The organism is Limnochorda pilosa (assembly GCF_001544015.1).
Lineage (GTDB): Bacteria > Bacillota > Limnochordia > Limnochordales > Limnochordaceae > Limnochorda > Limnochorda pilosa.
Genome location: NZ_AP014924.1, coordinates 3420735 through 3447226 on the forward strand (window position 1 = coordinate 3420735; position 26492 = coordinate 3447226).

Below are 26492 nucleotides of genomic sequence, written 5' to 3' on the forward strand. Positions count from 1 at the left end.
GTGAAACCCGTGGGCGATCGCGTGCGCCTCACCCAGATGAGTTCCAAGGCCGGCTGAGCCTCCAAGCTGAGCCCTGAGGACCTGGTCCAGGTCCTGCGAGGCCTGCCGAGGCTGGCCGATCCCAACCTGCTGGTGGGGAACGAGACGCTGGACGACGCGGCCGTCTACCGTCTGGACGACGAGCGCGCCCTGGTCCAGACCGTCGACTTCTTCACGCCCATCGTGGATGATCCGTACCTCTTCGGGCGGATCGCCGCAGCCAACGCGCTGAGCGACGTCTACGCCATGGGCGGGCGGCCTCTGACGGCCCTGGCGCTGGTTGGTTTCCCCGTCTCCAAGCTGCCTCTGGACGTGCTCCGCTCCATCATGGCCGGGGGGGCCGACGTCCTTCGAGAGGCGGGGTGCGCCCTGGTGGGTGGGCATACCATTGACGACCCCGAGCCCAAGTTCGGCCTGGCCGTCACCGGGATGGTGGCGCCGGACCGCTTTCTCAGCAACGCCGGGGCGCGCCCCGGGGACGTGCTGGTGCTCACCAAGCCCATCGGAACGGGGCTCATCTCCACGGCCCTCAAGCGGGATGGCTGCCCTCCGGACGCAGAGGAAGCGGCGGTGAGGGTCATGACCGCCCTGAACCGGGCCGCCTCCGAGGCGGCGCTGGCGGTGGGAGTCGATGCGTGCACAGACGTGACGGGTTTCGGCCTGCTGGGCCACCTTTACGAGATGGTGACCGCGAGCGGCGTGGCCGCGGAGGTGTCCGCTGAGGCCGTTCCCCTGCTGCCCCACGTGGAGGACCTGGCCCGCCGCGGCTTCATCGCGGGCGGCACCCGGGCGAACCAGCAGTACCTGCGGGACAAGCTGGCTTTCGGTCCCCGGGTGGATGGGTTCCTTCGCCTGGTCCTGGTCGACGCCATGACCTCGGGCGGCCTCTTGCTGGCGGTGCGCCCGGAACGCACCCAGGGCCTCCTGACGGCCCTGCGGGAGCGGGGCGTGGAGGAGGCCCGGGTGATCGGAAGGATCGTGGCTGAGGCGCCCGTGCCCATCACCGTCACGTGATCCGGCCGGTTCGGCTTCCCGGTCCTCAGCGCTTGCTGAACTGAGGCGCCTTGCGGGCCTTCTTCAGGCCGTACTTGCGGCGCTCCTTCATGCGGGGATCACGGGTCAGGAGCCCCGCCCGCTTCAAGGGGGTGCGGAACTCGGGGTCGACCTCCGTCAGGGCCCGGGCGATGCCATGGCGCAAGGCGATGGCCTGCGCCGCCACCCCACCCCCGAAAAGCCGGGCGATGCAGTCGTACTTGCCCGTGGTCCCCGTGATCACAAAGGGGCGCTCAATCTCGTGCTCCAGCGTGGGGCGGCCGAAGTATTGCCCCACCGGCTTGTCGTTCACCCGCACCTCGCCGGTGCCGGGCATCAGCCACACCTTGGCGACGGCCGTCTTCCGCCGGCCCGTGGCGTACGTACGCTCGCCCACGTCCACAGCCATGGTCTATCCCACTCCCTCTACGAGAACTGCAGCGGCTCCGGGTTCTGAGCCTGATGCGGGTGGTCCGGGCCGGCGTACACCTTCAGCTTCTTGATCAGCTGCCGGCCCAGCCGGTTATGGGGAAGCATGCCCCACACCGCCCGCTCGATGGGCGCCTCCGGGTGCCTCCGCCGCAGCTCCGCAGCTGTGGCCTGTTTCAGGCCTCCCGGGTACCCCGAGTGCCAGGAGTAGACCTTCTTCTCCCACTTCTTGCCGGTGAGCGCCACCTCGGCGGCGTTCACCACGATGACGTAATCTCCCGTGTCCAGGTGGGGGGTGTAGCTGGGCTTGTGCTTCCCCCGCAGGATGGTGGCAATGCGGCTGGCCAGGCGTCCCACCACCTGCCCGCGTGCATCGACCACGTACCACTTCTGCTCGATCTCGTCCGCCTTCGGAACCCTGGTCCGGTGGCTCAGGCCCTGCATGGTCAAGCTCCTCCTCACCTACGGCGCCCGCCCTTCCCCTGCCGGAAACGGGCGGTATGATGCTATCACATCCCCGCAACCGGGTCAATCAACACCCCCGACTCCGACCCATCTCGGGGCTCCCGCCCCCCGGGCCGCTCCGGCGGATACCTGACGCAGGTCAGGTAGAGCCCCCAGGGAGGCGCCGTCGGCACCGGCGGCCGCAGATCGGGCCGACTCAGCCGCAGCTCCAGGCCCTCGGGCCTCATACGGCCCAGGCCCACCTCCACCAACCCTCCGGCCAGCCGCCGCACCATCCGGTAGAGGAAGCCGTCCGCCTCGGCCACCACCACCAGCCAGGGAGGCGTCCCCGCCAGATCCAGGCGATGAAGGGTTCGTACGGTGGTCCGGGCCGAGGAGCCCGTGCTCGCGAAGGCCGCGAAATCGTGAACCCCTGTCAGCTTCGAGGCGGCCTCCGCCATGGCTTCCCGATCCAGCCGTTCCGGCACCCACCACGCCCGGCGGCGCGCCAGGGCGGAAGGTTCCGGACGGTTGAGGATCACGTACCGGTACTCCTTCGACACCGCTCCGAAGCGCGGGTGGAAGGAGCCCTCCACCTCGTGCGACCGGCGCACCACCACGCCCTCGGGAAGGTGCCGGTTCAGTGCCGGGGCGAACCGTTCGGGCGGGATGCGGCTCGAGGTGTCAAAACAGACCACCTGGCCCAGCGCATGCACCCCTGAGTCCGTCCGGCCCGCGGCGACGAGTCTGGCCGCCGTCCCCGTCGCCCGCTCGATGGCCGCCGCCAGGGCTCCCTGCACCGTCCCCCGGCCGCCCGGACGGCCCCTTTGCGCCTGAAAACCCGAAAAGCACGTCCCATCGTACTCCACCACCAGAGCCACGCGCCGTTGGGGGCGCATCGGGTCACACCAGCTCGATGATGGACATGGGTGCGGCGTCACCGCGCCGGACCCCGGCCTTCACGATCCGCACGTAGCCACCGGTTCGCTCCTGATAGCGGGGGGCCACCTCGTCAAAGAGCTTCTGGACCGGCTCCTTCCCCAACAGGTAGGCGGCGGCCTGGCGCCGGGCGTGGAGCGTGCCCTGCTTGCCCAGATGGATCATGTGCTCCGCCAGGGGCCGGATGGCCTTGGCCTTGGCCTCCGTCGTCTCGATCCGCCCGTGCACGATGAGGGCGCTCACCTGGTTGCGGAGCAGGGCCCGCCGGCTGCCCGCGTTACGCCCCAGCTTGTGCTGCTTCAACTCCATTCACCTCGCCGTGGTCCCTACTCGTCCGAGGCCCGCAGGGAGAGGCCCAGATCCGCCAGCTTCTCCTTCACTTCCTGGAGCGACTTCTTGCCCAGGTTGCGGACCTTCATCATGTCCTCTTCGGTCTTGCGGGTGAGGTCCTCCACCGTGTTGATGCCGGCGCGCTTCAGGCAGTTGTACGACCGCACCGAGAGGTCGAGCTCCTCGATGGGCAGCTCCAGCAGCCTGTCCTTCTCCTCCTCCTGCTTCTCCACCATGATCTCCATGTCCGAGGAGGAGTCGGTCAACGACATGAAGAGCCGCAGGTGCTCCGCCATGATGCGGGCGGCCAGGCTGACGGCTTCGTCGGGCTTCAGGCTGCCGTCGGTCCAGACCTCCAGGATGAGCCGGTCGTAGTCGGTCACCTGGCCCACCCGGGTGTTCTCCACCTGGTAGTTGACCCGGGGCACGGGGGTGAAGATGGAGTCCATGGGGATGAGCCCGATGGGCATCTCGTCCTTCTTGTTCCGCTCGGCGGAGACGTATCCCCGGCCCTTCTCGAGGGTAATCTCCATGTAGAGCCGGGCGCCCTCGTCCAGGGTGGCGATGTGGAGGTCCGGGTTGAGGATCTCGACCTCAGGACCGGCGATGATGTCGCCCGCCGTCACCTCTCCAGGCCCCTGAGCTTCGACGCGAACCTGCACCGCCTCGTCGGTGTGGAGCTTCACCAGGAGCTGCTTCAGGTTGAGGACGACGTCGGTGGTGTCCTCCATCACCCCCGGGATCGTGGAGAACTCGTGGAGCACCCCATCGATCCGTACGGCAGTGGGCGCCGCCCCCGGCAGCGACGAGAGCAGGATCCGCCGCAGGCTGTTGCCCAGGGTGGTCCCGTACCCCCGCTCCAACGGCTCCACCACGAAGCGCCCGTAGTTGCCCTCCAGCGCCTCGGTCGCGATCCGCGGCCTTTCCATCTCGATCATGCGCACCGCTGCCCCCCTTCAGCTCCGGGCCTGGGCCCGGGCTGGGACCCTCACCGGGAGTAGTACTCCACCACCAGGTGCTCCTGGACGTCCAGGTCGATCTGATCGCGCCTGGGCAGCTGCAGCACCTCGCCCGACATGGTCTCAGGACTGAGGCTCAGCCACCCGGGAACGCCCCGCTGCTGCGCGGCCTGCACGTTGGCCTGGACCAGATCGAGCTCGCGGCTCTTCTCCCGGATCGAGACCACGTCCCCGGCCCTCACCAGGTAGGACGGAACGTCCACCTTCCGCCCGTTGACGGCCACGTGTCCGTGCATGACGAGCTGGCGGGCCTGCGCCCGGGAAGAGCCGAAGCCAAGCCGGAAGACGACGTTGTCCAGCCGCCGTTCCAGGAGCTGGATCAGGATCTCGCCGGTGACGCCCTTCTTCTTGGCCGCCATCTCGTAGTAGCGCTCGAACTGCCGCTCGAGCACCCCATAGATCCGGCGGAGGTTCTGCTTCTCCTGCAGGTGGAGGGCGTGCTCCGAGAGCTTCCGCCTCCCCTGCCCGTGCTGGCCCGGGGGGTACGACCGCCGATCCACCGGGCACTTGTCGGTATAGCACTTGTCGCCCTTCAGGTACAGCTTCTCGCCCGCCCGCCGGCAGAGCCTGCAGACGGGGCCTGTGTAGCGTGCCATCTCTGCGCCGTTCACCTCCTGGACTAGACCCGCCGCCGCTTGGGTGGGCGGCACCCGTTGTGGGGGACGGGGGTGACGTCCTTGATGGCGCTTACTTCCAGCCCCGCCGACTGGAGGGATCGGATGGCCGCCTCACGGCCCGACCCCGGCCCCTTCACGTGGACGTCGATCTCCCGCATGCCATGCTCCATCGCCTGCCGGGCCGCCTTCTCCGCTGCGAGACCGGCGGCGAAGGGCGTGCCCTTGCGGGAACCCTTGAACCCCACCGTGCCGGCGCTAGCCCAGGAGATGACGTTCCCCTGGCGGTCCGTGATGGTGACCACCGTGTTGTTGAAGGTGGACGTGATGTGGGCCACCCCGACCGCGATGTTCTTCTTCTCCCGGCGCTTGACCCGGGTGGTGCGCTTCTGCGCGGACACTCGCTCTCACCCCTCATCCTGCCCCGCGTGCGACGCCCTTGGAGGCGCCGCGCTCAGCTTCAGATCACTTCTTCTTCCGGCGGATGCCCACCGTTCGCTTCGGCCCCTTGCGGGTCCGGGCATTGGTGCGCGTCCTTTGGCCCCGTACGGGCAACCCCCGGCGGTGCCGGAGACCCCGGTAGGAACCGATGTCGATGAGACGCTTGATGTTGCCCTGCACCTCGCGGCGAAGGTCGCCCTCCACCACGTGCTGCTTCTCGATCACGTCCCGCAGGCGGGTCACCTCATCCTCGGTCAGGTCCCGCACCCGCGTGTCGGGGCTGACGCCCGTCTGCTCGAGGATCCTGCGGGACGTGGAGAAACCGATGCCATAAATGTAGGTGAGCGCCGCCTCCACACGCTTCTCTCGCGGGATGTCGACGCCGGCGATTCGGGCCATCGTCACACCCTCCTGACTAGCCCTGCACCTGCTTGTGCTTGGGGTTTTCGCAAATGACCATGACCCGGCCGTTCCTCCGGATCACCTTGCACTTCTCGCACATCGGCTTGACCGATGCTCGAACCTTCATGCCAACCCAACCTCCCCGCTCTCCTCGATCTCGGCCGCCCTACCGCTTCCGATAGACGATGCGACCGCGGCTGAGGTCGTAGGGTGAGAGCTCCACCGTGACCTTGTCACCCGGAATGATACGGATGTAGTGCATGCGCATCTTCCCGGAGATGTGCGCCAGGACCCGGTGACCGTTCTCGAGTTCGACGCGAAACATGGCGTTGGGCAGCGGTTCGATCACCGTGCCCTCCATCTCGATCACGTCGTCCTTGCCCATGCGCCGCATCACCTCCTATTCGGCGCCTCCGGCCGTCTCGGAGCCCGTCTCCGCGGGGGCGTCCGCCGCCATCCACGCTGCGATCCGCGCCCGTACCTCTCGGTCGTTCACGGGCTCGCCGGCCTCCAGCCGTCGACCCAGCTCCCGATCCACCTGCGGATGGAGCCACAGGTGCCGGAGGTTCTTCCGCTTGGGGCGGGAGACGGGGTGCCGCTCTCCGTCGCTCACGAGCACCGTGCGCTCGTCCGCCAGGCCGACGACCATGTAGCACCGTCCCTCGTCTCGACCGGCCCGCGAGGTCACCCGTCCCCCGAGCTCCGGCTTCCTGGCCATCTCCCACCTCACCGCCCCGCGCCGCTCAGTCGAGGCGCGTCAGGATCTCGGGTCCGTCCCGCGTCACGATGACGGTGTGTTCGAAATGAGCCGAGGGAAGCCCGTCCACCGTCACCGCCGTCCACTGGTCGCTCAGGATCCGCACCTGATGCCCGCCCATGTTCACCATCGGTTCGATGGCCACGCACAGGCCTTCCTTGATCCGGGGACCCCTGCCGGGCTTCCCGTAGTTGGGCACCTGCGGATCCTCGTGCATGCTCCTGCCGACCCCATGGCCCACGAACTCTCGTACCACCGAATAGCCGTGGGCCTCGACGAAACGCTGCACGGCATGGCCGATGTCCGATACACGGTTTCCCACCCGGGCCGCTTCGATCCCCTTGTAAAGCGCCGCCTGGGTCACCTCCAGCAATCGCTCCACCTCAGGCGGGATCCGGCCCACCGGGTAGGTCCACGCGCCGTCGCCCACGTACCCATCCAACGTGGCCCCGACGTCCACCGACACGATCTGCCCCTCATGGAGGCGCCGCGGCCCGGGGATCCCGTGGATCACCTCGTGATCCACCGAAGTACAGATGCTGGCCGGATACCCATGGTACCCCTTGAAGGTCGGAACGCCCCCGGCCCTCCGGATCAGCTCGTCCACGGCCCGGTCCAACTCCTCGGTGGTGACCCCCGGCCGCACCATCTCGGCCACCCGCGCGTGCGCCTCCGCCACCAGCCTCCCTGCCCTCCGGAGAAGGCGGACTTCCTCCGGCGACTTCAGGATGATCACCCTGGCGATGCCGCCCCCTCACCGGATGAAGCCTTGATAGTGGCGCATGAGAAGCTGGGCCTCCACCTGCTTCATGGTGTCGAGGGCCACACCCACCATGATGAGCAGGCTCGTGCCACCGAACGAGATAATCTGCGTCGGCATCCGGGTGACCCCCGCCATCACGAAGGGCAGGACCGCGATGAACGCCAGGAAGAGGGCACCCAAGAGCGTGATGCGCGTCAGCACCCGGTCCATGTACTCCGCCGTGGGCCGACCCGGCCGGAGCCCTGGAATGAACCCGCCGTACTTCCGCATGTTGTCCGAGACCTCGCGCGGGTTGAAGGTGACGGCCGTGTAGAAGTACGTGAAGAAGACCACCAGGAGCGCGTACACGATATTATACCCCGCCCCGCCAAGCTGCAACCAATCGGTAAAGCGGGCGACCTGGGGAATGAACTGCCCCACGGTGAGCGGGAAGGTGAGCAGCGAGCTCGCGAAGATGACGGGGATGACCCCCGCCTGGTTCACCCGCAATGGGATGTGGGTGCTCTGGCCGCCCAGCACCCGCCGGCCCACCACCCTCCGCGCGTACTGGACCGGGATCCGGCGCTGCCCCTCCTGGACCATCACCACGCCGGCCACCACCGCCAGGCCCAAGACCCCGAAGAGGAGCAGGCTGAACGGACTCACGCCGCCCTCGCCCACGGCCCGGAAAGCGAAGCTGATCTGGGATGGGAATCGGGCGACGATCCCGGTGAAGATGATGAGGGAGACGCCGTTTCCGATGCCCTTTTCGCTGATCTTCTCGCCGATCCAGGTGAGGAAGAGGGTGCCCGCCGTCAGGCTGGCCACGATCACCGTGAGGGTGAAGAACGTGGGGTTGGCGATCACCTGGTAGTTGCGCGCCAGCACCGTGAGGCCCACCGCCTGCACGATTCCCAGCACGACGGTGCCGTAGCGGGTGTACTGGGCGATCTGCTTGCGGCCCTCGACGCCCTCCTTGGAGAGCTCCTCGAGCTGCGGGATCACCACCGTCAGCAGCTGCAGGATGATGGACGAGGTGATGTATGGGTTGACGCCCATGGCGAAGAGGGCGAAGTTCCCCAGCGCGCCGCCGGCGAAGAGGTCCAGGAGGGCGAAGACGTTCCCGCCGCTCATGTTCAAGAGGTCGCGCAGTGCGGCCGCATCCACGCCCGGCACGGGGATGTAGGAGCCGATGCGGAAGACGAAGAGGAGCGCCAGGGTGTAGAGGATCTTCTGGCGCAGGTCCGAGATGCGGAACGCGTTGATGAGCGCCTCGAGCATGTCAGCCGATCACCTCGACCTTTCCGCCCGCCGCCTCGATCTTCTCCCGAGCCGACTGGGTGAAGCGGTGCGCGCTCACCTCCAGGGCCACCTGCAGGTCGCCGTTGCCCAGGATCTTGATGCCTTCCCGTTGCTTCTTGACGAGACCCGCCTGGCGCAAGACGTCGGGGGTGACGCGCGTGCCCGGCTCGAAGCGGTTGAGCGCCTCGAGCTTGACCTCCTCGAACTCCTTGCGGAAGAGGTTCTTGAATCCTCGCTTGGGGACGCGACGCACCAGAGGCATCTGGCCGCCCTCGAAGGCAGGCCCCTTGGTGCCCCCGCTGCGGGCCCCCTGGCCCTTCTGGCCCCGCCCGGACGTCTTGCCGTGGCCGGAGCCGATTCCCCGCCCCACCCGCTTGGGACGGCGACGGCTTCCTTCCGGCGGTTTCACGTCGTGAATCCTCACCCCGGTTACCCCCTTGCCGGCGCGCCCGTCAGGCGTCGACCTCTTCGACCTGCACCAGGTGGCGGACCTTGGCGATCATCCCCCGTATGGTGGGCGTGTCCGCCTGCTCGACGGTGCTGTTCAGCTTCCCCAGGCCCAGCGACCGGATGGTCTTCTTCTGGTCCTCCGTGTGGCCGATCGCGCTTCGCCGGTACGTGATCCGCAAACGCTTGCTCATGGTCTCGTCCCCCCGCCCGGTGGGCGCGTCAGCCCACGATCTCCTCAACGGCCTTGCCCCGGTTCTCGGCCACCTGGGCGGCGGTCCGGAGCTCGGAGAGCGCCTTCATGGTCGCCCGCACCACGTTGATGGGATTGGAAGAGCCCAGGGACTTGCTCAGCACGTCCTGTACCCCGGCCAGCTCCAGCACGGCCCGCACGGGGCCGCCGGCGATGACGCCCGTGCCTCGCGACGCGGGCTTGAGCATCACCCGGGCGCCGCTGTACCGCACCGTGATCTCGTGAGGGAGCGTCGTCCCCACCAGGGGCACCGCGACCATGTTCTTCTTGCCTTCTTCCACGGCCTTGCGGATGGCCTCGGAGACCTCTTTGGCCTTCCCCAGGCCCGTCCCCACGCGGCCCTTGCGGTCGCCCACCACCACCAGCGCGTTGAAGGAACGACTGCGCCCGCCCTTCACCGTCTTGGAGACGGGATTGATGTTGACGACGCGCTCTTCGATATCGCTCTCGGGGTGGTCGCGGCGCCGATCCGACTCGCGCCGCCTGCCGCCCTCTCGCCGTCTTTCAGCCACGGTCTCGCCCCCTCTGCCATGCGCAGAGCGCCCTCCAGTGTAACCGGAGCGCCCTCAAAAGTCCAGCCCCCGGGAACGGGCTCCGTCGGCCAGGGCAGCCACCCGGCCGTGGTACCGGTTCCCTCCCCGATCGAAGACGACCCGCTCCACCCCCGCCGCCTTGGCGCGATCGGCCACCAGCTCGCCCACACGGCGGGCCGCTTCCCTCGCCTTGGTGGACTCAAGCTGGTCGCGCAACTCGGGGTCCAGGGTGGATGCCTGAGCCAGGGTCCGGCCGGCGTCGTCGTCGATCACCTGCGCGTAGATGTGGCGCAGGCTGCGGAAGACGGCGAGTCTCGGCCGCGCCTCCGTACCGTTCACCCGAAACCTGATGCGCCGGTGGCGTCGCTCGCGCCCCGTACGACGCGTCCTCTCAGACATGCCGCTCACCCCTCAACCCTTGCTCACCTTGCCCGCTTTCCCGGCCTTGCGCCGCACGCGCTCGTTCTCGTACCGGATCCCCTTGCCCAGGTACGGCTCCGCCTTCCGGAGGATCCGGATCTCCGCCGCCGTCTGGCCCACCAGCTCCTTGTCGATGCCCCGTACGCTGATACGGGTCGGCTGGGGCACGTCGATCTCGATGCCCTGCGGCGGATCCACCTCGACCGGATGACTGAAGCCAAGGCTGAGCACCAGCTTGCTTCCCTGCTTGGCAGCCCGGTATCCGACCCCCGAGAGGAGCAGGTCCTTCTGGAACCCCTGCGTCACACCCTGGACCATGTTGGCGATCAGGGTACGGGTCAGGCCGTGGAGCGACCGGTCCAGCCGCTGGTCGCTGGGCCGCTCGACCCGCACTTCGCCCTCCGCCACCACCACCTGCATGCGGGGGTGGATCTGCCGCACCAGCTCGCCCTTGGGCCCAACCACCTTCACCCGATGGTCCTCGGCCTCCACCTTCACCCCGGCGGGAACGGGAATCGGCTTCCTACCAATACGCGACACGTCCGCTCACCTCCCCGCGGCTCCGGCGTCTGCACTGCCCCGGCCGCGCGCCCTACCACACATAGCAGATGACCTCGCCGCCCACCCGCTCCTTGCGGGCCTGGCGGTCGGTCATCACACCCCTCGAGGTCGAGAGCACCGCGATGCCGAAGCCGCCCAGGACCTTGGGAATCTGATCCTTGGTGGCGTAGATGCGGCGTCCCGGCTTGCTGATCCGCCGAATGCCTCCAATGGTCTCGCGCTTCTGGGCTCCGTACTTCAGGTAGACGCGGATCACCTCGAAGGACCCCTCCTTGAGGACCCGCACGTCCCGGACGAAGCCTTCCTCCTTGAGCACGCGGGCCAGCTCCTTCTTCAGCCGCGACGCGGGGATATCCACCGAGTCGTGGCGCGCGTGGCTCGCGTTTCGAATCCGGGTCAACATGTCCGCGATCGGATCGGTCATGACCATCTCTCCACCACCCTTCGGGGCTACCAGCTCGCCTTGACCACGCCCGGAATCTGACCCTTGTGCGCCAGCTCCCGGAAGCAGATACGGCACAGGTCAAAGCGCCGCATGTACCCGCGGGGCCGCCCACACCGCCGGCACCGGTGCACCTGCCGGGTGGCGTGCTTCGCTTCCTTCTTGGCTCTCAGAATGAGCGCCTTTCTGGCCACCTTCCAACCTCCTTCGCCCTCGCCGACCCGCCGCCGCTAGGCCGCCCGGCTTCGCATCGGGAAGCCCAGCTGCCGCAGCAGCTCCAGGGCCTCCTCGTCCGATTGGGCCGTGGTCACCACGGTGATGTCGAGACCGCGCACCCGGTCGATGTCGTCGTAGCGGATCTCGGGGAAGATCAACTGCTCGCTCAGGCCCAGCGAGTAATTGCCCCGCCCGTCGAACCCGTCCGGGGAGAGCCCGTTGAAGTCACGGATGCGGGGCAGGGCCGCGTGGATCAGCTTGTCGACGAAGTCGTACATGCGCTCACCACGCAGGGTCACCTTGCATCCGATGGGCATCCCCGCCCGGATCTTGAAGTTGGAGATCGACCGCTTCGCCCGGGTCACGGCCGGCTTCTGCCCCGAGATCACGGTCAGGTCGCGCACGGCTCCCTCGAGGGCCTTCGAGTCCTGGACGGCCTCGCCCACCCCCATGTTCAGCACGACCTTGTCGAGGCGCGGCACCTGCATCACGCTCTTGTATCCGAAGCGCTCCATGAGCGCCGGCGCCACCTGCTCCTTGTACAGCTCCCGCAACCGGGACATGCCCCAAGACCTCCCCGCTCGCCGCGCTAGTCGATGGTCTTCCCGCAGTTCTTGCAAACCCGCACCACATCTTCGCCCGACCGGTCCGTGCCGAAGCGGGTGGGCTGGTTGCAACTCGGGCAGACCAGCATGACGTTGGCCGCCGTCAGCGGGGCCGGGCTCTCCACGACCCCGCCCTGGGGGTTCGTCCGGCTGGGGCGGCTATGCCGCTTGACGACGCGGACGCCTTCCACCACCACCCGGCCCTTCCGGGGAAGGACCTCCAGCACCTTGCCCCGCTTCCCCCGGTCCTCTCCCTTGCGCACCTCGACCAGGTCACCTTTGCGAACGTGCACCTTCCGAACCTCCGCCTTGCCGGCCATGCGCTCCACCTCCCTGGTCCCCGCCGCGATCCGCCCTCAGAGCACCTCGGGTGCCAGGGAGACGATCCGCATGAATTCCCGGTCCCGCAGCTCGCGCGCCACGGGCCCGAAGATGCGCGTGCCCCGGGGCATCCGCTGGTTGTCGATGATCACCGCGGCGTTCTCGTCGAACCGGACGTACGAGCCGTCGGGGCGATGGATGGGATCGCGGGTGCGCACCACCACTGCCTTCACCACGTCCCCTTTCTTGACCAGGCCGCCCGGGACCGCCTCTTTGATGGAGGCCACGATCACGTCTCCGACGCCCGCGTACCGCCGGCCGGAACCCCCCAGGACGCGAATGCAAAGGAGCTTCTTGGCGCCCGAGTTGTCCGCCACGTTCAGCACCGTCTCCTGCTGCACCATGCCTTCCCAACCTCCCGGGCCCGCGCGGGCCCCAAGCTGCGGCCCTATCGCGCCCGCTCGAGGATCTCGACCACCCGCCAGCGCTTCTCCTTGCTCAGGGGACGGGTCTCCATGATCCGCACGCGATCGCCCTCACGGCAGGCGTTGTTCTCGTCGTGGGCCTTGAACCGGCTGGTGATCCGCATCCGCTTCTGGTAGAGCGGGTGCCGTTCCAGTCGTTCCACGGCCACCACAACCGTCTTGTCCATCTTGCTGGAGACGACCAGGCCCTCCTGGACCTTGCGTCGCGCCCTCGCCTCGTCTGCCACCGGGGTCACCCCCTCCTCGCCCTTCACGACCGCTTCGCCTGCGCGCTCTTCTCCTCGGCCAGCTCCCGCTCCCGCATCACCGTGCGGACGCGTGCGATGTCCCGCCGCACGGCCCGTAGCCGCATGGGGTTGTCGAGCTGTCCGGTGGCCATCTGAAAGCGGAGATTGAACAGCTCCTCCTTCAGGTCCGCCACCTTGCGCGAGAGCTCCTCGCCCGTCAGGTCCCGAAGCTCCTCAGCCTTCACAGCGCCTCACCACCCAGCCCCGCCCGGGTGACCACCTGGGTCCTGATGGGGAGCTTGTGCGATGCCAGGCGGAGGGCCTCCCGGGCCACGTCCTCCGCCACCCCCGCCACCTCAAAGAGCACCCGCCCGGGTCGCACCACGGCCACCCAGAACTCCGGGTTCCCCTTGCCGCTGCCCATGCGGACCTCGGCCGGCTTCTTGGTCACCGGCTTGTCGGGAAAGATCTTGATCCAGACCTTTCCGCCCCGCCGCATGTGGCGGGTGATCGCGATACGGGCGGCCTCGATTTGGGTGTTGGTGATCCAGGCAGGCTCCAACGCCTGGAGGCCGAAATCGCCCATGGTCACGGCGTTGCCGCGCCTCGCCACACCCTTCATGCGGCCCCGCTGCACCTTCCGGTGCTTCACCCGCTTGGGCATCAACATCGCTACTCGCCCCCTTCGACCGCCTGGGCCTCCTGGCGGGCTGCCCGCTCGGGCAGGACCTCGCCCTTGTAGATCCACACCTTGACGCCGATGCGGCCGTAGGTCGTCCGTGCCTCCGAAAAGCCGTAGTCGACGTCGGCCCGGAGGGTGTGGAGCGGGATGGAGCCCTGCGCGTTCCACTCGGTCCGGGCGATCTCGGCGCCACCCAGACGGCCGGAAACCATCACCTTGATCCCCAGCGCCCCCATGCGCAGCGTGCGCTGCTGGGCCTGCCGGATGGCCCGGCGAAAGGCGATCCGCCGCTCCAGCTGGAAGGCGACGTTCTCGGCCACAAGCTGCGCGTCCAGCTCCGGGATCTTGATCTCGATGATGTTGATCTGGATCTGCTTGCCCGTCCGCTCCTCCAGATCCTTCCGGAGCCGGTCGACCTCGGTACCGCCCTTGCCGATCACCATGCCCGGTCGGGCCGTGCGGATGGTGATCTTCACCCGGTTGGCCGCCCGCTCGATGTCGACCCGCGAGACCCCCGCCCGGAAGAAGCGTTCCTTGATCTCCCTGCGGACGGCCAGATCCTCATGGAGTGTGGCCGCGTAGGCCCGCTTGCCCGCGTACCACTTGCTCTCCCATTCCTTGATGATCCCCAGGCGCAGGCCGTACGGGTGCACCTTCTGACCCACGGCAAAACCCCCTCACCGCTTGTCCGAGACCACCACCGTGATGTGGCTCGTCCGCTTCCGAATCCGGTTGGCCATGCCCCGCGCCCTCGGCATGATCCGCTTCAGGGTGGGGCCCTCGTCGACGTAGGCCTGACTAACCACGAGCTCCCCGCGGTCCAGGCTCAGGTTGTTCTCAGCGTTCGAGACCGCGGAGCGCAACACCGCCGAGAAGAGCTCGGCCGCCTTCTTGGGCGTGAAGCGCAGGATCGCCTCCGCCTCCCGCACCGAACGTCCCCGAATGAGGTCGGCGGCCAGGCGCGCCTTGCGGGGCGAAATGCGCTGATACCGCGCCACGGCACGTGCTTCCACGCTTGATCCCTCCTCGTCGCGGGACGCCCTTACTTCAGCGCCGTCGAACGCTCGGTGTGAGCTCCGTGCCCCCGAAAGGTCCGGGTCGGCGCAAACTCGCCCAGCTTGTGGCCCACCATCTCTTCGGTGACGTACACCGGCACGTGCCGTCGCCCGTCGTGAACGGCAAAGGTGTGGCCCACCATCTCGGGGAAGATGGTCGAGGCCCGCGACCAGGTCTTGATGACCTGCTTCTTCCCCGTCTCGTTCATCCGCTCCACTTTCCTCAGGAGGCTCGGGTGAGCGTACGGTCCCTTCTTCAGCGACCGGCTCATTCAGGCTCCCCCCCCTCTCATGCTCCTAGCGCTTCCGGCGCCGCACGATCAGCCGGTTCGACGGCTTGTGCCGCTTCCGGGTCTTGGCACCCAGGGTGGGCTTCCCCCAGGGCGTCACCGGCCCGGGCATGCCCACAGGCGCCTTGCCCTCGCCGCCGCCGTGGGGGTGGTCCACCGGATTCATCACCACACCCCGCTGGTGCGGGCGCTTGCCCAGCCAGCGCTTGCGCCCGGCCTTGCCCAGTACCTCGTTCTCGTGCTCCACGTTGCCCACCTGGCCGATGGTGGCCCTGCAGTCGAGGTGGACCATCCGCATCTCGCCTGACGGCAGGCGAAGGGTGGCGTAGGGCTCCTCCTTCGCCACCAGCTGGGCGCTGGTGCCCGCCGCCCGCGCCATCTGGCCGCCCTTGCCGATGTGGAGCTCCACGTTGTGCACCACGGTGCCCATGGGGATCCGCCGCAGCGGCAGCGCGTTCCCCACCCGGATGTCCGCGTCAGGGCCCGACTCCACCTTCTGACCCACCTCGAGCCCCACGGGCGCCAGGATGTACCGCTTCTCCCCATCCGCGTAGTGCAAGAGCGCAATCCGCGCCGAGCGGAACGGGTCGTACTCGATGCTCGCGACCTTGGCGGGAACCCCATCCTTGTCGCGCTTGAAGTCGATCACCCGGTAGCGCCGCTTGTGCCCCCCGCCCCGGAACCGGAGCGTGACGCGGCCTGCAGCGTTCCTCCCGCCCGTGGCCGGCTTCCCCTGCACCAGCGAGCGCTCCGGGCGGGTGCGCGTTACCTCGCTGAAGGTCGACCCCATCATCTGCCGCCGTCCGGGGGTGGTCGGCTTGAACTTCTTGACCGGCATCCCGGCACCCCTCCTCACACGGGCCAGACCGCCCGGCCCTGGGGCCTACAGGCCCTCGACGATCGAGATCCGGTCGCCCTCCGCAAGGGTGACGACCGCCTTCTTCCAGTCCGGAGTGCGGCCCTCCGTGCGGCCCCGCCGGCGAACCTTTCCCGGCACGCGGGTGGTGTTCACCTTCACCACCCGCACCTTGAAGATCTGCTCCACCGCCAACTTCACCTGGGTCTTGGTGGCCCGGAGGTCGACCTCGAACGTGTACTTGTTACCCTCCATGCCGGCCGTGGTCCGTTCAGTCACCACCGGCCGCCTGATCACGTCGTACGGATGCATGGGGTCTGAGCACCTCCTCCACCTTCCTCACCGCGTCCCGGGTGAGGAGGACCCGCGAGCTGTCCAGCACCTCGTAGGTGTTGAGGCACGAGGCCACCACCGTCCGCACACCCGGCAGGTTCCGGGCCGCGCGGCGGACGCCGGCATCGGGCTCGGGAATCACCAGGAGCGGCTTGCGCCCGCCGGCGAGGCGCTCGAGCACCTGCGCCACCGCCTTCGTCTTCAGCTCAGGCAGCTCCAGCCGGTCGAGGACGGTCAGCTCGCCATCCCGCAGCTTCGCGGAGAGCGCGCTGCGCAGCGCCTGGCGGCGCGCCTTCTTCGGCATCAACAGCCGGTGGCTCCGGGGCTTGGGCCCGAAGACCACGCCGCCCCCCCGCCAGATGGGCGAGCGAATGCTTCCGTGCCGCGCGCGCCCCGTGCCCTTCTGACGCCACGGCTTGCGGCCACCACCCCGCACCTCGCCGCGGGTGCGGGTGGACGCGGTACCGGCCCGGCGATTGGCCAGGTAGACCCGAATCGCCTGGTGGAGGAGGGCGTGGTTCACGGGCGCGCCGAAGATCTCCTCCGTCAGCTCCTCCTCACCCACCACCTGGCCGTTCACGTCGTAAACGTCGACCTTCGGCATCGTCCATCCCCCTAGGTGCCTGGGCCCCGCTGCACGCTCAGCGCGTGCGCACCGATTCCCGGATGATCAGCAGGCCCCGGCGGGGCCCCGGAACCGCCCCCTGCACCAGCAGCAGGTTCCGTTCGGGATCGACCTGCACCACCTGAAGCGACTGCACCGTACGCCGCTTGCCGCCCATCCGGCCTGGCATCTTCCGGCCCTTGAAGACTCGCTGCGGGTCCGTGGCGTTCAGGGAGCCGACCCTCCGGTGGTACATGGAACCGTGGCTCATGGGGCCCCGGTTGAAGTTCCAGCGCTTCACCGTGCCCGCGAACCCCTTGCCTTTGCTGATGCCGGTCACGTCCACCCGGTCGCCCACCTGGAAGACGTCCGCGCGCACGGTCTCGCCCACCTGGAGGCCGTCGATCCCCCGGCCCTCCACGGTGCGGATCTCCCGCAGCACCCGTGGCGTGGGAACGCCGGCCTTCTTCGCGTGCCCGGCTTCCGCCCGGGTCACCCGGTTGGGGCGCGCCTCCTCGAAGCCAAGCTGTACGGCGCGATACCGGTTCTGCTCCGGGGTGCGCTTGGCGACCACCCGGCAGGGGCCCGCCTCGATCACGGTCACTGCCACGGCCCGGCCCGACTCGTCGAAGATCTGCGTCATGCCCAGCTTCCGGCCCAAAATGCCCCGCGACATCTCGCGCCCTCCTTCCTCTGAAGCTCGACCGCCCGGGTGTCAGACCTTGATCTCGATGTCGACCCCTGCGGGAAGGTCGAGCCGCATGAGCGCGTCGACGGTCTTGGACGTGGGCTCCAGGATGTCGATCAGGCGCTTGTGCGTGCGCATCTCGAACTGCTCCCGCGAATCCTTGTGCACGTGCGGCGAGCGCAACACCGTGAAGACCGTACGCTCGGTGGGCATCGGGATCGGGCCCGACACCAGGGCGCCCGTCCGCCGAGCCGTCTCCACGATCTGCTCGGCCGAACCGTCGAGCAGCTTGTGGTCGAAGGCCTTCAGGCGGATACGGATGCGTTGCTTGGCCATGGTTCCACCTCCCCGGGGCTCGACCCCGGCGCGCCCGGCCCCGCCTCAGCGGGCGGGGCCACGGCCTCAGCCCAGGATCTTGGTGACGACACCGGCGCCGACGGTGCGGCCGCCCTCGCGGATGGCGAAGCGCAGCCCTTCCTCCATGGCGATGGGCGTGATCAGCTCCGCCTTCAGCCTCACGTTGTCCCCGGGCATCACCATCTCCGTCCCCTCCGGCAGCTCGATCACCCCCGTCACGTCCGTCGTCCGGAAGTAGAACTGCGGCCGGTACCCCTGGAAGAACGGCGTGTGCCTCCCGCCTTCCTCCTTCGACAGCACGTACACCTCGGCTTCGAACTTCGTGTGCGGCGTGATCGACCCCGGCTTCGCCAGCACCTGCCCCCGCTCCACCTCGTCCCGGTCGACCCCTCGCAGCAGCACCCCGATGTTGTCCCCCGCCTCCGCTCGGTCCAGCAGCTTCCGGAACATCTCCACGCCCGTCGCCACCGTCTTGCGCGCCTTCTCCTCCAACCCGACGATCTCGACCTCGTCCCCCACCTTGATCGTCCCTCGGTCCACCCGGCCCGTCGCCACCGTCCCCCGCCCCGTGATCGTGAACACATCCTCCACGGGCATCAGGAACGGCTTGTTCACATCCCGCTCCGGCGTCGGAACGTAGCTGTCCACCGCATCCAGCAACTGCTGCAGCTTCTGGCACCATTCCCCCGGCTGCCCCGCCTGCAGCTCCTCCAGCGCCTTCAGCGCCGAACCCGCCACCACCGGGATCTCATCCCCCGGAAACTCGTACTCGTTCAGCAGGTCCCGCACCTCGACCTCCACCAGCTCCATCAGCTCCGGGTCGTCCACCATGTCCGCCTTGTTCAGGAAGACCACGATCGCCGGCACCCCTACCTGCCTCGCCAGCAGGATGTGCTCCCGCGTCTGCGGCATCGGACCGTCCGCGGCGCTCACCACCAGGATCGCCCCGTCCATCTGCGCCGCTCCCGTGATCATGTTCTTCACGTAGTCCGCATGCCCCGGGCAGTCCACGTGCGCATAGTGCCTCGCGTCCGTCTCGTACTCCACGTGCGCCGTGTTGATCGTGATCCCCCGCTCCCTCTCCTCAGGAGCGTTGTCGATCTCCTCGAACCTCTTCGCCTGCGCCTTCCCCTGCTGCGCCAGGTACAGCGTGATCGCCGACGTCAGCGTCGTCTTCCCGTGGTCCACGTGCCCGATCGTCCCCACGTTCACGTGCGGCTTCGTCCGCTCGAACTTCTGCTTCGCCATCCCCTGCGACCTCCTTGCACCCCGGCCTCCAGGCCGGCGGACTCACCCTGATGGTACTTGCCGTCAGGCCTTCTGCTCCACGATGGTCCGCTCCAGGCTCTCAGGCACCTGGGCGTAGTGGTCGAACTGCATGCTGTACGTGGCCCGCCCCTGGGTCATCGAACGGAGGTCGGTGGCGTAGCCGAACATCTCCGCCAGCGGAACCACCGCCCGGACCACCTGCGCGTTCCCTCTGGGCGCCATCCCCTCGATGCGACCTCGGCGAGCGTTGAGGTCTCCCATGACGTCGCCGAGGAACTCCTCGGGTGTCACCACCTCGACCCGCATCAGAGGTTCGAGGAGCATGGGCGACGCCTTCTTGAGCCCTTCGCGGAAGCCCATGGAAGCGGCTATCCTGAACGCCTGCTCGGAGGAGTCGACCTCGTGGTAGGATCCGTCCACCAGCGCGACACGCACGTCCACCACCGGATACCCGGCGAGCACGCCGGAGGTCATGGCCTCCCGCACGCCGGCCTCCACCGCCGGGACATACTCCCTGGGGACCACGCCTCCCACGATCTTGCTCTCGAACGCGAACCCCTCGCCCGGAGCGGTGGGTTCGATCTCCAGCACCACGTGGCCGTACTGGCCGTGCCCGCCGGTCTGGCGGACGAACTTCCCTTCCTGCTTGACCGCCTTCCGGATCGTCTCACGATAGGCCACCTGGGGCCGGCCGATGTTGGCGTTCACGTTGAACTCCCGCAGGAGCCGGTCGACGATGATCTCCAGGTGCAGCTCGCCCATGCCGCGAATGAGGGTCTGCCCGGTCTCCTCGTCGGTCTGGACGTGGAAGGTCGGGTCCTCTTCGGCCAGGCGCTGCAGAGCGATCCCCAGCTTGTCCTGGTCTGCCCTGGTCTTGGGTTCGATGGCCTGGTCGATCACCGGCTCCGGGAAGACGAGCCGTTCCAGGACGATGGGACGGTCCGGGTCGCACAAGGTGTCGCCGGTGCTCACGTCCTTGAGGCCGACGCAGCCCACGATATCCCCCGCGTAGGCCTCCGCGAGCTCCTCGCGGTGGTTGGCGTGCATGCGCAGGACCCGGCCGATCCGCTCCTTCCGGTCCTTGGTGCTGTTGTACACGTAGCTGCCGGCCTTCAGGACCCCCCCGTAGACACGCACGTAGGCCAGCTTCCCGACGTAGGGGTCGGCGGCGATCTTGAAGGCCAGGGCGGTCAGGGGCGCCTCGTCGCTGAGGGGCCGCTCCTCCAGCTCGTCGGTGTTCGGGCGATGACCCTTCACGGGCGGCAGGTCGGCCGGCGAGGGCAGGAAGTAGGTGATCGCGTCCAGCAGGAGCTGAACGCCCTTGTTCTTGAAGGAAGATCCGCAGAGTACGGGGACCACCCGCCCGCTCAGGCAGGCCGCCCTCAGGGCCCGCCGGAGGTCGGCGGGAGGGATCTCCTCGCCTTCCAAGTAGCGGGCGGTCAGGTCGTCGTCGTTCTCGACGATGGCCTCGATCATCTCCTGCCGAGCGCGCTCGACGTCTGCGGCCATCTCCGGCGGGACCTCCGTGGCCTCGCTCCGGGTGCCCAGGTCGTCCAGGTAGTGGATCGCCTTGTTCTCGATCAAGTCCACGATACCCTGGAACCTCTCCTCGGCGCCGATGGGAAGCTGGACGGGCACGGCGTTGGCGCCGAGCCGCTCCCGCATGGACCCCACGGCGGCAGCGAAGTCCGCGCCGACCCGGTCCATCTTGTTGACGTACGCGATGCGGGGCACCTCGTACTTGTCGGCCTGGCGCCAGACGTTCTCGGACTGGGGTTCCACGCCGGCAACCGCGTCGAAGATGGCGACGGCTCCATCGAGCACCCGCAACGAACGCTCCACTTCCACCGTGAAGTCCACGTGCCCGGGCGTATCAATGATGTTGATGGTGCACCCCCGCCACTGGCAGGTGGTCGCGGCCGCGGTGATGGTGATCCCCCGCTCCCGCTCCTGGACCATCCAGTCCATGGTGGCGGCACCCTCGTGAACCTCACCCATCCTGTGGATCCGGCCCGCGTAAAAGAGGATCCGCTCGGTGGTGGTGGTCTTGCCCGCGTCGATGTGGGCCATGATCCCTATGTTCCGGATCTGCTCAATAGGAGCAGGTCGAGCCAAGGAAAGCTCCTCCTCGTTGCCCTAGCCTACCAGCGGTAGTGCGCGAACGCCCGGTTCGCCTCCGCCATGCGGTGCGTCTCTTCCCTCCGCCGGACGGCGCCGCCCTGGCCGCTGGCCGCGTCCATGATCTCGCGCGCCAGCTTCTGATCCATGGTCCGAGCATCGCCACGCTGCCGGGCGTACTGGACCAGCCACCGCATGCCCAGGCTCAAACGGCGGCTCGGCCGTACCTCGAGGGGCACCTGGTAGGTCGCGCCCCCGACACGCCGCGGGCGAACCTCCAGCACGGGCTGCACGTTCTTGAGAGCCTCTTCCAGGACCTCCAGCGGCTCGCGCCCGGTCTGCTCCCTCACGATCTCCAGGGCCCGGTAGACGATCCGCTCGGCCACCGCCTTCTTCCCCGACTGCATGATCTTGTTGATCAGGCGGGCCACCAGCGGGCTTCCATGCACCAGGTCGGGTGCGATCTCCCGCTGCGGCACCGCTCCGCGCCGCGGCATGCTACTCCCTCCTCACCCAGGCTTGGCCGGCCTTCACTTCGGCCGCTTGGCCCCGTACTTGGACCGTCCCTGGCGCCGGTCGGTGACCCCGGCGGCGTCCAGGGTGCCTCGGATGATATGGTAGCGCACCCCCGGGAGGTCCTTGACGCGCCCCCCCCGGACCAGCACCACCGAGTGCTCCTGAAGGTTGTGACCCTCGCCGGGAATGTAGGAGGTCACCTCGATCAGGTTGCTCAGCCGCACGCGGGCCACCTTCCGCAGGGCGGAGTTGGGCTTCTTGGGCGTCACCGTGTAGACCCGGGTGCAAACGCCGCGCTTCTGGGGCGAGCCCTCGGTATCCACCGTGGCGCCCGTCCGGCTGTTGTGTACGTACCGCAGCGCAGGCGCGGCCACCTTCGCGGCCCCGCTCCGGCGCCCCTTTCGAATAAGCTGGTGAATGGTCGGCATCGCTTCACACCTCCCCGCATCGGTGCTCCACACGCGCACAAACCCCTAGCCGATCACCGAGGCCGTCGCGGCGCCTACCTCGATACCGCAACAGCGCCCCAGCTCCAGCATGGACGCAACCCGTACCACCGCCAGGCGCCGTTCCCGGCAGAGCTCGAGGATGGGCCGCACCACCTGCGGGTCCGCGTCCTCCGCGACCAGCACCAACCGGGGGCTCTCGTTCTTGATGGCCTTAAGCGTCTGCTTCGTTCCGACGGTTTTCCGCCGGGCAGCTCGAAAGCACCGTTCAATGGCCGCTAGATCCGGTGGATCCTGGCTTTGCGCGCACTCCGGTATTGTAGCACCGTCCCTACCCCCTGTCAACAGCACCCCTCCTTGTCGGGCTCGGTCCGACGCGCCCGGAAGGGGCGGGGACCTCTGCCCCGCCCCGCCGGAGAGCCTTGCCTTTCATCCAGGGGACCCGCTCCGCGGCACCCGGGTGTTCAGTCGGTGGAACCGGTACGCTCGTGCAGCGTCTCGTCTTGCATGAAGTCCGGAGAGGCTGCACCGATCCGGGCGGGTTCCTGCGGGCCGTCCTCCCGCTCCGCCTCCTCCGCGTCCGTCCCATCGCCCTCTTCCTCGACGAGGGCTGCCTCTCCAGCACCGGCCTGGTCGTCCCCGGACAGGTCGGCTTCGTCTTCGACGGTCGCCATCAGGCCGGTGTCGTCCTCGCCCGACCGGACCTGAACGGCGATGCCCGCTCCGTCCCCGAGCCGCTCGTCCTTCTCGCCGCGCGCCACCGGCTCCGCGTCGTCCGCGGGCCGCACCGCAAGCTTCCGGTAGACGGGCAGCCCCGTTCCCGCCGGGATCAGCTTTCCGATGAGCACGTTCTCCTTGAGGCCCACCAGCGGGTCCACCTTGCCCTTGATGGCCGCCTCGGTGAGCACCCGGGTCGTCTCCTGGAAGGACGCGGCCGAGAGGAAGCTGTCGGTGGCCAGGGATGCCTTGGTGATGCCCAGGAGCGTCGGCTTCGCTTCCGCCGGGCGGCCGCCCTCGGCCTCCACCCGCCGGTTCTCTTCCTCGAACTCGAAGCTGTCGTAGAGCCCGCCGGGGAGGAGGTGGCTGTCGCCCGGATCGTCCACCTTCACCTTCCGCATCATTTGATGCACGATGATCTCGATGTGCTTGTCGTTGATGTCCACACCCTGGGAGCGGTAGACGTTCTGGACCTCCCGCACCAGGTACTGTTGGACCGCCCGCACGCCCTTGATGGCCAGGATGTCGTGAGGGTTGATCGAGCCCTCGGTGAGGGGATCCCCCGCCTCCACGGGCTGGCCCTCCCGTACCTTGAGGCGTGCCCCGAAGGGCACCGTGTAGCTCTTCTGGCTCCCCTCGCTCGAGGTGACGATCACCTTCCGCACACCCCGGGACTCGTCGATGTGGGCGGTCCCGGAGATCTCGGTGATCTTCGCCTCGCCTCGGGGCTTGCGGGCCTCGAAGAGCTCCTCCACCCTCGGGAGGCCCGAGGTGATGTCCTCGCCGGCCACGCCGCCGGTGTGGAAGGTGCGCATGGTGAGCTGGGTGCCCGGCTCGCCGATGGACTGGGCCGCGATGGTCCCCACGGCCTCGCCCACCTCCACCATCTCGCCGGTGGCCAGGTTCCGCCCGTAGCAGCGGACGCAGACCCCGTGGCGCGACCGGCAGGTGAGGACCGACCGGATCACCACCTTCTCCACACCCGCCTCCTCGATGTGGGCGGCCAGCTCCTCGTCGATGAGCTGGTTCTCGTCGGCGATCCGCTCGCCCGTCTCCGGGTGGAAGACGGCCTCCGCCGTCACCCGCCCAGTGATGCGCTCGGGCAGGGGCTCGGCCTCCTCACCCTCCTGGGGCCGCCAGACCTCGATGCCCTGGGTGGTGCCGCAGTCCTCCTCCCGGACGATGACGTCCTGGGAGACGTCCACCAGCCTCCGGGTGAGGTAGCCCGAGTCGGCGGTGCGGAGCGCCGTGTCGGCCAGGCCCTTCCGGGTGCCGTGGGTGGAGATGAAGTACTCCAGCACCGTGAGCCCCTCGCGGAAGTTGGCCTTGATGGGGATCTCGATGGTGCGGCCCCGGGGATCGGCCACCAGGCCCCGCATGCCCGCGAGCTGGGAGAGCTGGGACTCGTTCCCTCGGGCTCCAGAGGTGGCCATCATGTAGACGGGGTTGAGGCGGTCCAGGTTGTCGAGCATGGCCTTGGTGACCGCTTCCTTGGTCTCGGTCCAGACCCGCACAACCTGCTGGTAGCGCTCCTCGCTGGTGAGGAGGCCCCGGCGGTGCTGCTGCTCGATCTTCTCCACCTGTTCCTCCGCCTTCTGGAGGAGCTCCTGCTTCTGGGGCGGCACCGAGATGTCCTTGATGCCCACCGTCGTGCCCGAGCGGGTGGCGAAGTGGAAGCCCAAGGCCTTGATCCGGTCCAGGGTCTCGGCAGTCCGGGTGTTCCCGAAGCGCCTGTAGAGCCGGTCCACCAGGCGGCCGAGCTCCTTCCGGTCAATCACCTGGTTGTAGAAGCCCATCTCCGGCGGCAGGACCTCGTTGAAGAAGAGACGGCCCGGCGTCGTCTCGCGCCGCACCCAGGTGCCGTCGGCCTGCGGCATCCGCACCGTGACGTGGGCGTGCAGGTCCACCTCGCCCTGATCGTAGGCCAGGTGCACCTCGTTGGGATGGGCGAAGACCTTCCCCTCCCCCTTCAGGGGGTTCTCGGGGCTGCTCTTCCGATCCAGGGTGAGGTAGTAGCAACCGATCACCATGTCCTGGGTGGGCGTGGTCACGGGGCGGCCGCTGGCCGGCAGGAGCAGGTTGTGCGACGAGAGCATCAGGAGGCGCGCCTCGGCCTGGGCCTCGGCCGAGAGCGGCACGTGCACTGCCATCTGGTCTCCGTCGAAGTCGGCGTTGTAGGCTGAGCAGACCAGCGGGTGGATCTTGATCGCCCGGCCCTCTACCAACACGGGCTCGAAGGCCTGGATCCCCAGGCGATGGAGCGTGGGCGCCCGGTTCAGGAGCACCGGGTGCTCCCGGATCACCTCTTCCAGCACGTCCCACACCTCGGGGCGCACCCGTTCCACGGCACGCTTGGCGCTCTTGATGTTGTGGGCGAGGCCCATGTCCACCAGCCGCTTCATGACGAAGGGCTTGAAGAGCTCCAGGGCCATCTCCTTGGGCAGGCCGCACTGGTGGAGCTTCAGCTCCGGTCCCACCACGATCACCGACCGGCCCGAGTAGTCCACCCGCTTGCCCAGCAGGTTCTGGCGGAAGCGCCCCTGCTTCCCCTTGAGCATGTCGGAGAGGGACTTGAGCGGCCGGTTGCCCGGTCCCGTCACGGGCCGGCCCCGGCGACCGTTGTCGATGAGGGCGTCGACGGCCTCCTGGAGCATCCGCTTCTCGTTCCGCACGATGATGTCCGGCGCCCCCAGCTCCAGGAGTCTCTTGAGCCGGTTGTTCCGGTTGATCACCCGCCGGTAGAGGTCGTTCAGGTCCGAGGTCGCGAAGCGGCCGCCGTCGAGCTGCACCATGGGCCGCAGCTCGGGCGGGATCACCGGCACCACGTCCAGGATCATCCACTCGGGCCGGTTGCCCGACTGGCGGAACGCCTCCACCACCTCCAGCCGGCGGATGGCCCGCACCCGCCGCTGGCCGCTGGTCGTGGCGATCTCCCGGCGCAGCTCCTCGGTCATCTGCTCGAGGTCGATCTCGTCCAGGAGCTTCTTGATGGCCTCGGCGCCCATGCCCGCCTCGAAGGCGTTTCCGTACTTCTCCCGGTACTCCCGGTACTCGTTCTCGGAGAGGAGCTGCTTCTTGGTGAGCGGCGTGTCGCCGGGGTGGACGACGATGTAGGCCGCGAAGTAGAGCACCTTCTCCAGGGTGCGGGGGGAGAGGTCCAGGATCAACCCCATCCGGGATGGGATCCCCTTGAAGAACCAGATGTGCGAGACCGGGGCCGCCAGCTCGATGTGGCCCATCCGCTCGCGCCGCACCTTGGCCCGGGTTACCTCCACCCCGCAGCGGTCGCAGACGATGCCCTTGTAGCGCACCTTCTTGTACTTGCCGCAGTGGCACTCCCAGTCCTTGGTGGGCCCGAAGATCTTCTCGCAGAAGAGGCCCTCCCGCTCAGGCTTCAGGGTTCGGTAGTTGATGGTCTCCGGCTTCTTCACCTCGCCCGACGACCAAGCCCGCATCTGCTCCGGGGATGCCAGGCCGATCTGGATACGGTCGAAGTTGTTGACGTCAAGCACTCGGATTCCCCCTCCGAACGTCCCCTGCGGCTTCCTGGACAGGACACCG

41 protein-coding genes are annotated in these 26492 nt (G+C 68.4%); 1 reads left to right on the forward strand and 40 read right to left on the reverse strand.

Annotated elements, in window-relative coordinates; all coding sequences use genetic code 11:
* Positions 1-36 precede the first annotated feature (36 nt).
* The gene (selD, locus tag LIP_RS15285) at positions 37-1053 is read left to right on the forward strand and encodes a selenide, water dikinase SelD (RefSeq protein WP_082726671.1); all 1017 of its coding nucleotides are present in this window, start codon (positions 37-39) and stop codon (positions 1051-1053) included.
* 25 nt (positions 1054-1078) lie between these two features.
* Here the strand turns inward: selD and rpsI are convergent, their stop codons facing one another.
* The 40 genes from rpsI to rpoC all read right to left on the reverse strand — a co-directional run bounded on the left by rpsI (position 1079) and on the right by rpoC (position 26443).
* A complete protein-coding gene (gene rpsI / locus LIP_RS15290) occupies positions 1079-1480 on the reverse strand; it encodes a 30S ribosomal protein S9 (RefSeq protein WP_068140317.1) in 402 nt (133 codons plus the stop codon).
* A gap of 17 nt (positions 1481-1497) precedes the next feature.
* Positions 1498-1944, reverse strand: coding sequence for a 50S ribosomal protein L13 (rplM, locus tag LIP_RS15295; RefSeq protein ID WP_068140319.1), 447 nt, complete (start codon positions 1942-1944; stop codon positions 1498-1500).
* A 65-nt stretch (positions 1945-2009) separates the two neighbouring features.
* The gene (gene truA / locus LIP_RS15300; protein WP_082726429.1) at positions 2010-2843 is read right to left on the reverse strand and encodes a tRNA pseudouridine(38-40) synthase TruA; all 834 of its coding nucleotides are present in this window, start codon (positions 2841-2843) and stop codon (positions 2010-2012) included.
* Positions 2844-2847: 4 nt separating this feature from the next.
* Positions 2848-3186, reverse strand: coding sequence for a 50S ribosomal protein L17 (rplQ, locus tag LIP_RS15305; RefSeq protein WP_144440534.1), 339 nt, complete (start codon positions 3184-3186; stop codon positions 2848-2850).
* A gap of 23 nt (positions 3187-3209) precedes the next feature.
* Positions 3210-4151 carry a DNA-directed RNA polymerase subunit alpha gene (locus tag LIP_RS15310; protein ID WP_068142168.1) on the reverse strand — a complete coding sequence of 314 codons (942 nt, stop codon included), beginning with the start codon at positions 4149-4151 and terminating at the stop codon, positions 3210-3212.
* A gap of 50 nt (positions 4152-4201) precedes the next feature.
* Entirely contained in the window at positions 4202-4828 is a 627-nt protein-coding gene (rpsD, locus tag LIP_RS15315) for a 30S ribosomal protein S4 (protein ID WP_068140325.1), read from the reverse strand.
* Positions 4829-4851: 23 nt separating this feature from the next.
* Entirely contained in the window at positions 4852-5247 is a 396-nt protein-coding gene (gene rpsK / locus LIP_RS15320) for a 30S ribosomal protein S11 (protein WP_068140328.1), read from the reverse strand.
* A gap of 64 nt (positions 5248-5311) precedes the next feature.
* Positions 5312-5686, reverse strand: coding sequence for a 30S ribosomal protein S13 (gene rpsM / locus LIP_RS15325; protein WP_068140330.1), 375 nt, complete (start codon positions 5684-5686; stop codon positions 5312-5314).
* Between the two features lie 16 nt (positions 5687-5702).
* Positions 5703-5816, reverse strand: a complete 114-nt coding sequence (gene rpmJ, locus LIP_RS15330; protein ID WP_068140333.1) for a 50S ribosomal protein L36 — start codon at positions 5814-5816, stop codon at positions 5703-5705.
* Positions 5817-5855: 39 nt separating this feature from the next.
* Positions 5856-6074 (reverse strand): translation initiation factor IF-1, encoded by a 219-nt coding sequence (infA, locus tag LIP_RS15335; RefSeq protein ID WP_068140335.1) that lies wholly within the window; start codon positions 6072-6074, stop codon positions 5856-5858.
* A 15-nt stretch (positions 6075-6089) separates the two neighbouring features.
* Entirely contained in the window at positions 6090-6407 is a 318-nt protein-coding gene (locus LIP_RS15340; protein ID WP_068140338.1) for a KOW domain-containing RNA-binding protein, read from the reverse strand.
* A gap of 25 nt (positions 6408-6432) precedes the next feature.
* The gene (gene map, locus LIP_RS15345; protein WP_068140341.1) at positions 6433-7182 is read right to left on the reverse strand and encodes a type I methionyl aminopeptidase; all 750 of its coding nucleotides are present in this window, start codon (positions 7180-7182) and stop codon (positions 6433-6435) included.
* A gap of 18 nt (positions 7183-7200) precedes the next feature.
* Positions 7201-8469 (reverse strand): preprotein translocase subunit SecY, encoded by a 1269-nt coding sequence (gene secY / locus LIP_RS15350; protein WP_068140344.1) that lies wholly within the window; start codon positions 8467-8469, stop codon positions 7201-7203.
* A gap of 1 nt (position 8470) precedes the next feature.
* On the reverse strand, positions 8471-8914 hold the full coding sequence (gene rplO, locus LIP_RS15355; RefSeq protein ID WP_068140346.1) for a 50S ribosomal protein L15: 444 nt from the start codon (positions 8912-8914) through the stop codon (positions 8471-8473).
* Between the two features lie 28 nt (positions 8915-8942).
* The gene (gene rpmD, locus LIP_RS15360; RefSeq protein WP_068140349.1) at positions 8943-9131 is read right to left on the reverse strand and encodes a 50S ribosomal protein L30; all 189 of its coding nucleotides are present in this window, start codon (positions 9129-9131) and stop codon (positions 8943-8945) included.
* Positions 9132-9159: 28 nt separating this feature from the next.
* Complete coding sequence (rpsE, locus tag LIP_RS15365; RefSeq protein ID WP_082726430.1) at positions 9160-9702, reverse strand: 30S ribosomal protein S5; 543 nt, start codon at positions 9700-9702, stop codon at positions 9160-9162.
* A gap of 54 nt (positions 9703-9756) precedes the next feature.
* Positions 9757-10122 carry a 50S ribosomal protein L18 gene (gene rplR, locus LIP_RS15370; RefSeq protein ID WP_068140351.1) on the reverse strand — a complete coding sequence of 122 codons (366 nt, stop codon included), beginning with the start codon at positions 10120-10122 and terminating at the stop codon, positions 9757-9759.
* 12 nt (positions 10123-10134) lie between these two features.
* A complete protein-coding gene (gene rplF / locus LIP_RS15375; RefSeq protein WP_068140354.1) occupies positions 10135-10683 on the reverse strand; it encodes a 50S ribosomal protein L6 in 549 nt (182 codons plus the stop codon).
* Positions 10684-10735: 52 nt separating this feature from the next.
* Positions 10736-11134: a 30S ribosomal protein S8 gene (rpsH, locus tag LIP_RS15380; protein WP_068140356.1), complete on the reverse strand. Its 399-nt coding sequence runs from the start codon at positions 11132-11134 to the stop codon at positions 10736-10738.
* A 20-nt stretch (positions 11135-11154) separates the two neighbouring features.
* A complete protein-coding gene (locus LIP_RS15385; RefSeq protein ID WP_068140359.1) occupies positions 11155-11340 on the reverse strand; it encodes a type Z 30S ribosomal protein S14 in 186 nt (61 codons plus the stop codon).
* A 36-nt stretch (positions 11341-11376) separates the two neighbouring features.
* On the reverse strand, positions 11377-11925 hold the full coding sequence (rplE, locus tag LIP_RS15390) for a 50S ribosomal protein L5 (RefSeq protein ID WP_068140363.1): 549 nt from the start codon (positions 11923-11925) through the stop codon (positions 11377-11379).
* Positions 11926-11951: 26 nt separating this feature from the next.
* The gene (gene rplX / locus LIP_RS15395) at positions 11952-12287 is read right to left on the reverse strand and encodes a 50S ribosomal protein L24 (protein ID WP_068140366.1); all 336 of its coding nucleotides are present in this window, start codon (positions 12285-12287) and stop codon (positions 11952-11954) included.
* 36 nt (positions 12288-12323) lie between these two features.
* Entirely contained in the window at positions 12324-12692 is a 369-nt protein-coding gene (gene rplN, locus LIP_RS15400) for a 50S ribosomal protein L14 (RefSeq protein ID WP_068140369.1), read from the reverse strand.
* Positions 12693-12736: 44 nt separating this feature from the next.
* Positions 12737-13000, reverse strand: a complete 264-nt coding sequence (gene rpsQ / locus LIP_RS15405; RefSeq protein WP_082726672.1) for a 30S ribosomal protein S17 — start codon at positions 12998-13000, stop codon at positions 12737-12739.
* A 23-nt stretch (positions 13001-13023) separates the two neighbouring features.
* The gene (gene rpmC / locus LIP_RS15410; RefSeq protein ID WP_068140372.1) at positions 13024-13245 is read right to left on the reverse strand and encodes a 50S ribosomal protein L29; all 222 of its coding nucleotides are present in this window, start codon (positions 13243-13245) and stop codon (positions 13024-13026) included.
* Positions 13242-13670: a 50S ribosomal protein L16 gene (gene rplP, locus LIP_RS15415; protein WP_068140375.1), complete on the reverse strand. Its 429-nt coding sequence runs from the start codon at positions 13668-13670 to the stop codon at positions 13242-13244. The genes rpmC and rplP overlap by 4 nt, the downstream gene beginning before the upstream one ends.
* A gap of 2 nt (positions 13671-13672) precedes the next feature.
* On the reverse strand, positions 13673-14347 hold the full coding sequence (gene rpsC, locus LIP_RS15420) for a 30S ribosomal protein S3 (protein ID WP_068140377.1): 675 nt from the start codon (positions 14345-14347) through the stop codon (positions 13673-13675).
* Between the two features lie 12 nt (positions 14348-14359).
* Positions 14360-14695 (reverse strand): 50S ribosomal protein L22, encoded by a 336-nt coding sequence (rplV, locus tag LIP_RS15425; RefSeq protein WP_068140380.1) that lies wholly within the window; start codon positions 14693-14695, stop codon positions 14360-14362.
* A 29-nt stretch (positions 14696-14724) separates the two neighbouring features.
* Complete coding sequence (gene rpsS / locus LIP_RS15430) at positions 14725-15009, reverse strand: 30S ribosomal protein S19 (protein WP_068140383.1); 285 nt, start codon at positions 15007-15009, stop codon at positions 14725-14727.
* 25 nt (positions 15010-15034) lie between these two features.
* A complete protein-coding gene (gene rplB / locus LIP_RS15435) occupies positions 15035-15865 on the reverse strand; it encodes a 50S ribosomal protein L2 (protein WP_068140386.1) in 831 nt (276 codons plus the stop codon).
* A gap of 45 nt (positions 15866-15910) precedes the next feature.
* Positions 15911-16195, reverse strand: a complete 285-nt coding sequence (gene rplW / locus LIP_RS15440; RefSeq protein ID WP_068140389.1) for a 50S ribosomal protein L23 — start codon at positions 16193-16195, stop codon at positions 15911-15913.
* A complete protein-coding gene (gene rplD / locus LIP_RS15445) occupies positions 16155-16820 on the reverse strand; it encodes a 50S ribosomal protein L4 (protein WP_068140391.1) in 666 nt (221 codons plus the stop codon). The genes rplW and rplD overlap by 41 nt, the downstream gene beginning before the upstream one ends.
* A 37-nt stretch (positions 16821-16857) precedes the next feature.
* Entirely contained in the window at positions 16858-17496 is a 639-nt protein-coding gene (gene rplC / locus LIP_RS15450) for a 50S ribosomal protein L3 (RefSeq protein ID WP_068140396.1), read from the reverse strand.
* A gap of 39 nt (positions 17497-17535) precedes the next feature.
* On the reverse strand, positions 17536-17844 hold the full coding sequence (gene rpsJ, locus LIP_RS15455) for a 30S ribosomal protein S10 (protein WP_068140399.1): 309 nt from the start codon (positions 17842-17844) through the stop codon (positions 17536-17538).
* Between the two features lie 66 nt (positions 17845-17910).
* The gene (tuf, locus tag LIP_RS15460; RefSeq protein WP_068140403.1) at positions 17911-19113 is read right to left on the reverse strand and encodes an elongation factor Tu; all 1203 of its coding nucleotides are present in this window, start codon (positions 19111-19113) and stop codon (positions 17911-17913) included.
* 63 nt (positions 19114-19176) lie between these two features.
* Positions 19177-21249 carry an elongation factor G gene (fusA, locus tag LIP_RS15465; protein WP_082726431.1) on the reverse strand — a complete coding sequence of 691 codons (2073 nt, stop codon included), beginning with the start codon at positions 21247-21249 and terminating at the stop codon, positions 19177-19179.
* Positions 21250-21275: 26 nt separating this feature from the next.
* On the reverse strand, positions 21276-21749 hold the full coding sequence (gene rpsG / locus LIP_RS15470; RefSeq protein ID WP_068140405.1) for a 30S ribosomal protein S7: 474 nt from the start codon (positions 21747-21749) through the stop codon (positions 21276-21278).
* Between the two features lie 33 nt (positions 21750-21782).
* On the reverse strand, positions 21783-22196 hold the full coding sequence (rpsL, locus tag LIP_RS15475) for a 30S ribosomal protein S12 (protein WP_068140408.1): 414 nt from the start codon (positions 22194-22196) through the stop codon (positions 21783-21785).
* Between the two features lie 45 nt (positions 22197-22241).
* Positions 22242-22565, reverse strand: coding sequence for a ribosomal L7Ae/L30e/S12e/Gadd45 family protein (locus LIP_RS20160; protein ID WP_269433354.1), 324 nt, complete (start codon positions 22563-22565; stop codon positions 22242-22244).
* A 113-nt stretch (positions 22566-22678) separates the two neighbouring features.
* Complete coding sequence (gene rpoC / locus LIP_RS15485; RefSeq protein ID WP_082726432.1) at positions 22679-26443, reverse strand: DNA-directed RNA polymerase subunit beta'; 3765 nt, start codon at positions 26441-26443, stop codon at positions 22679-22681.
* Between the last annotated feature and the right edge of the window lie 49 nt (positions 26444-26492).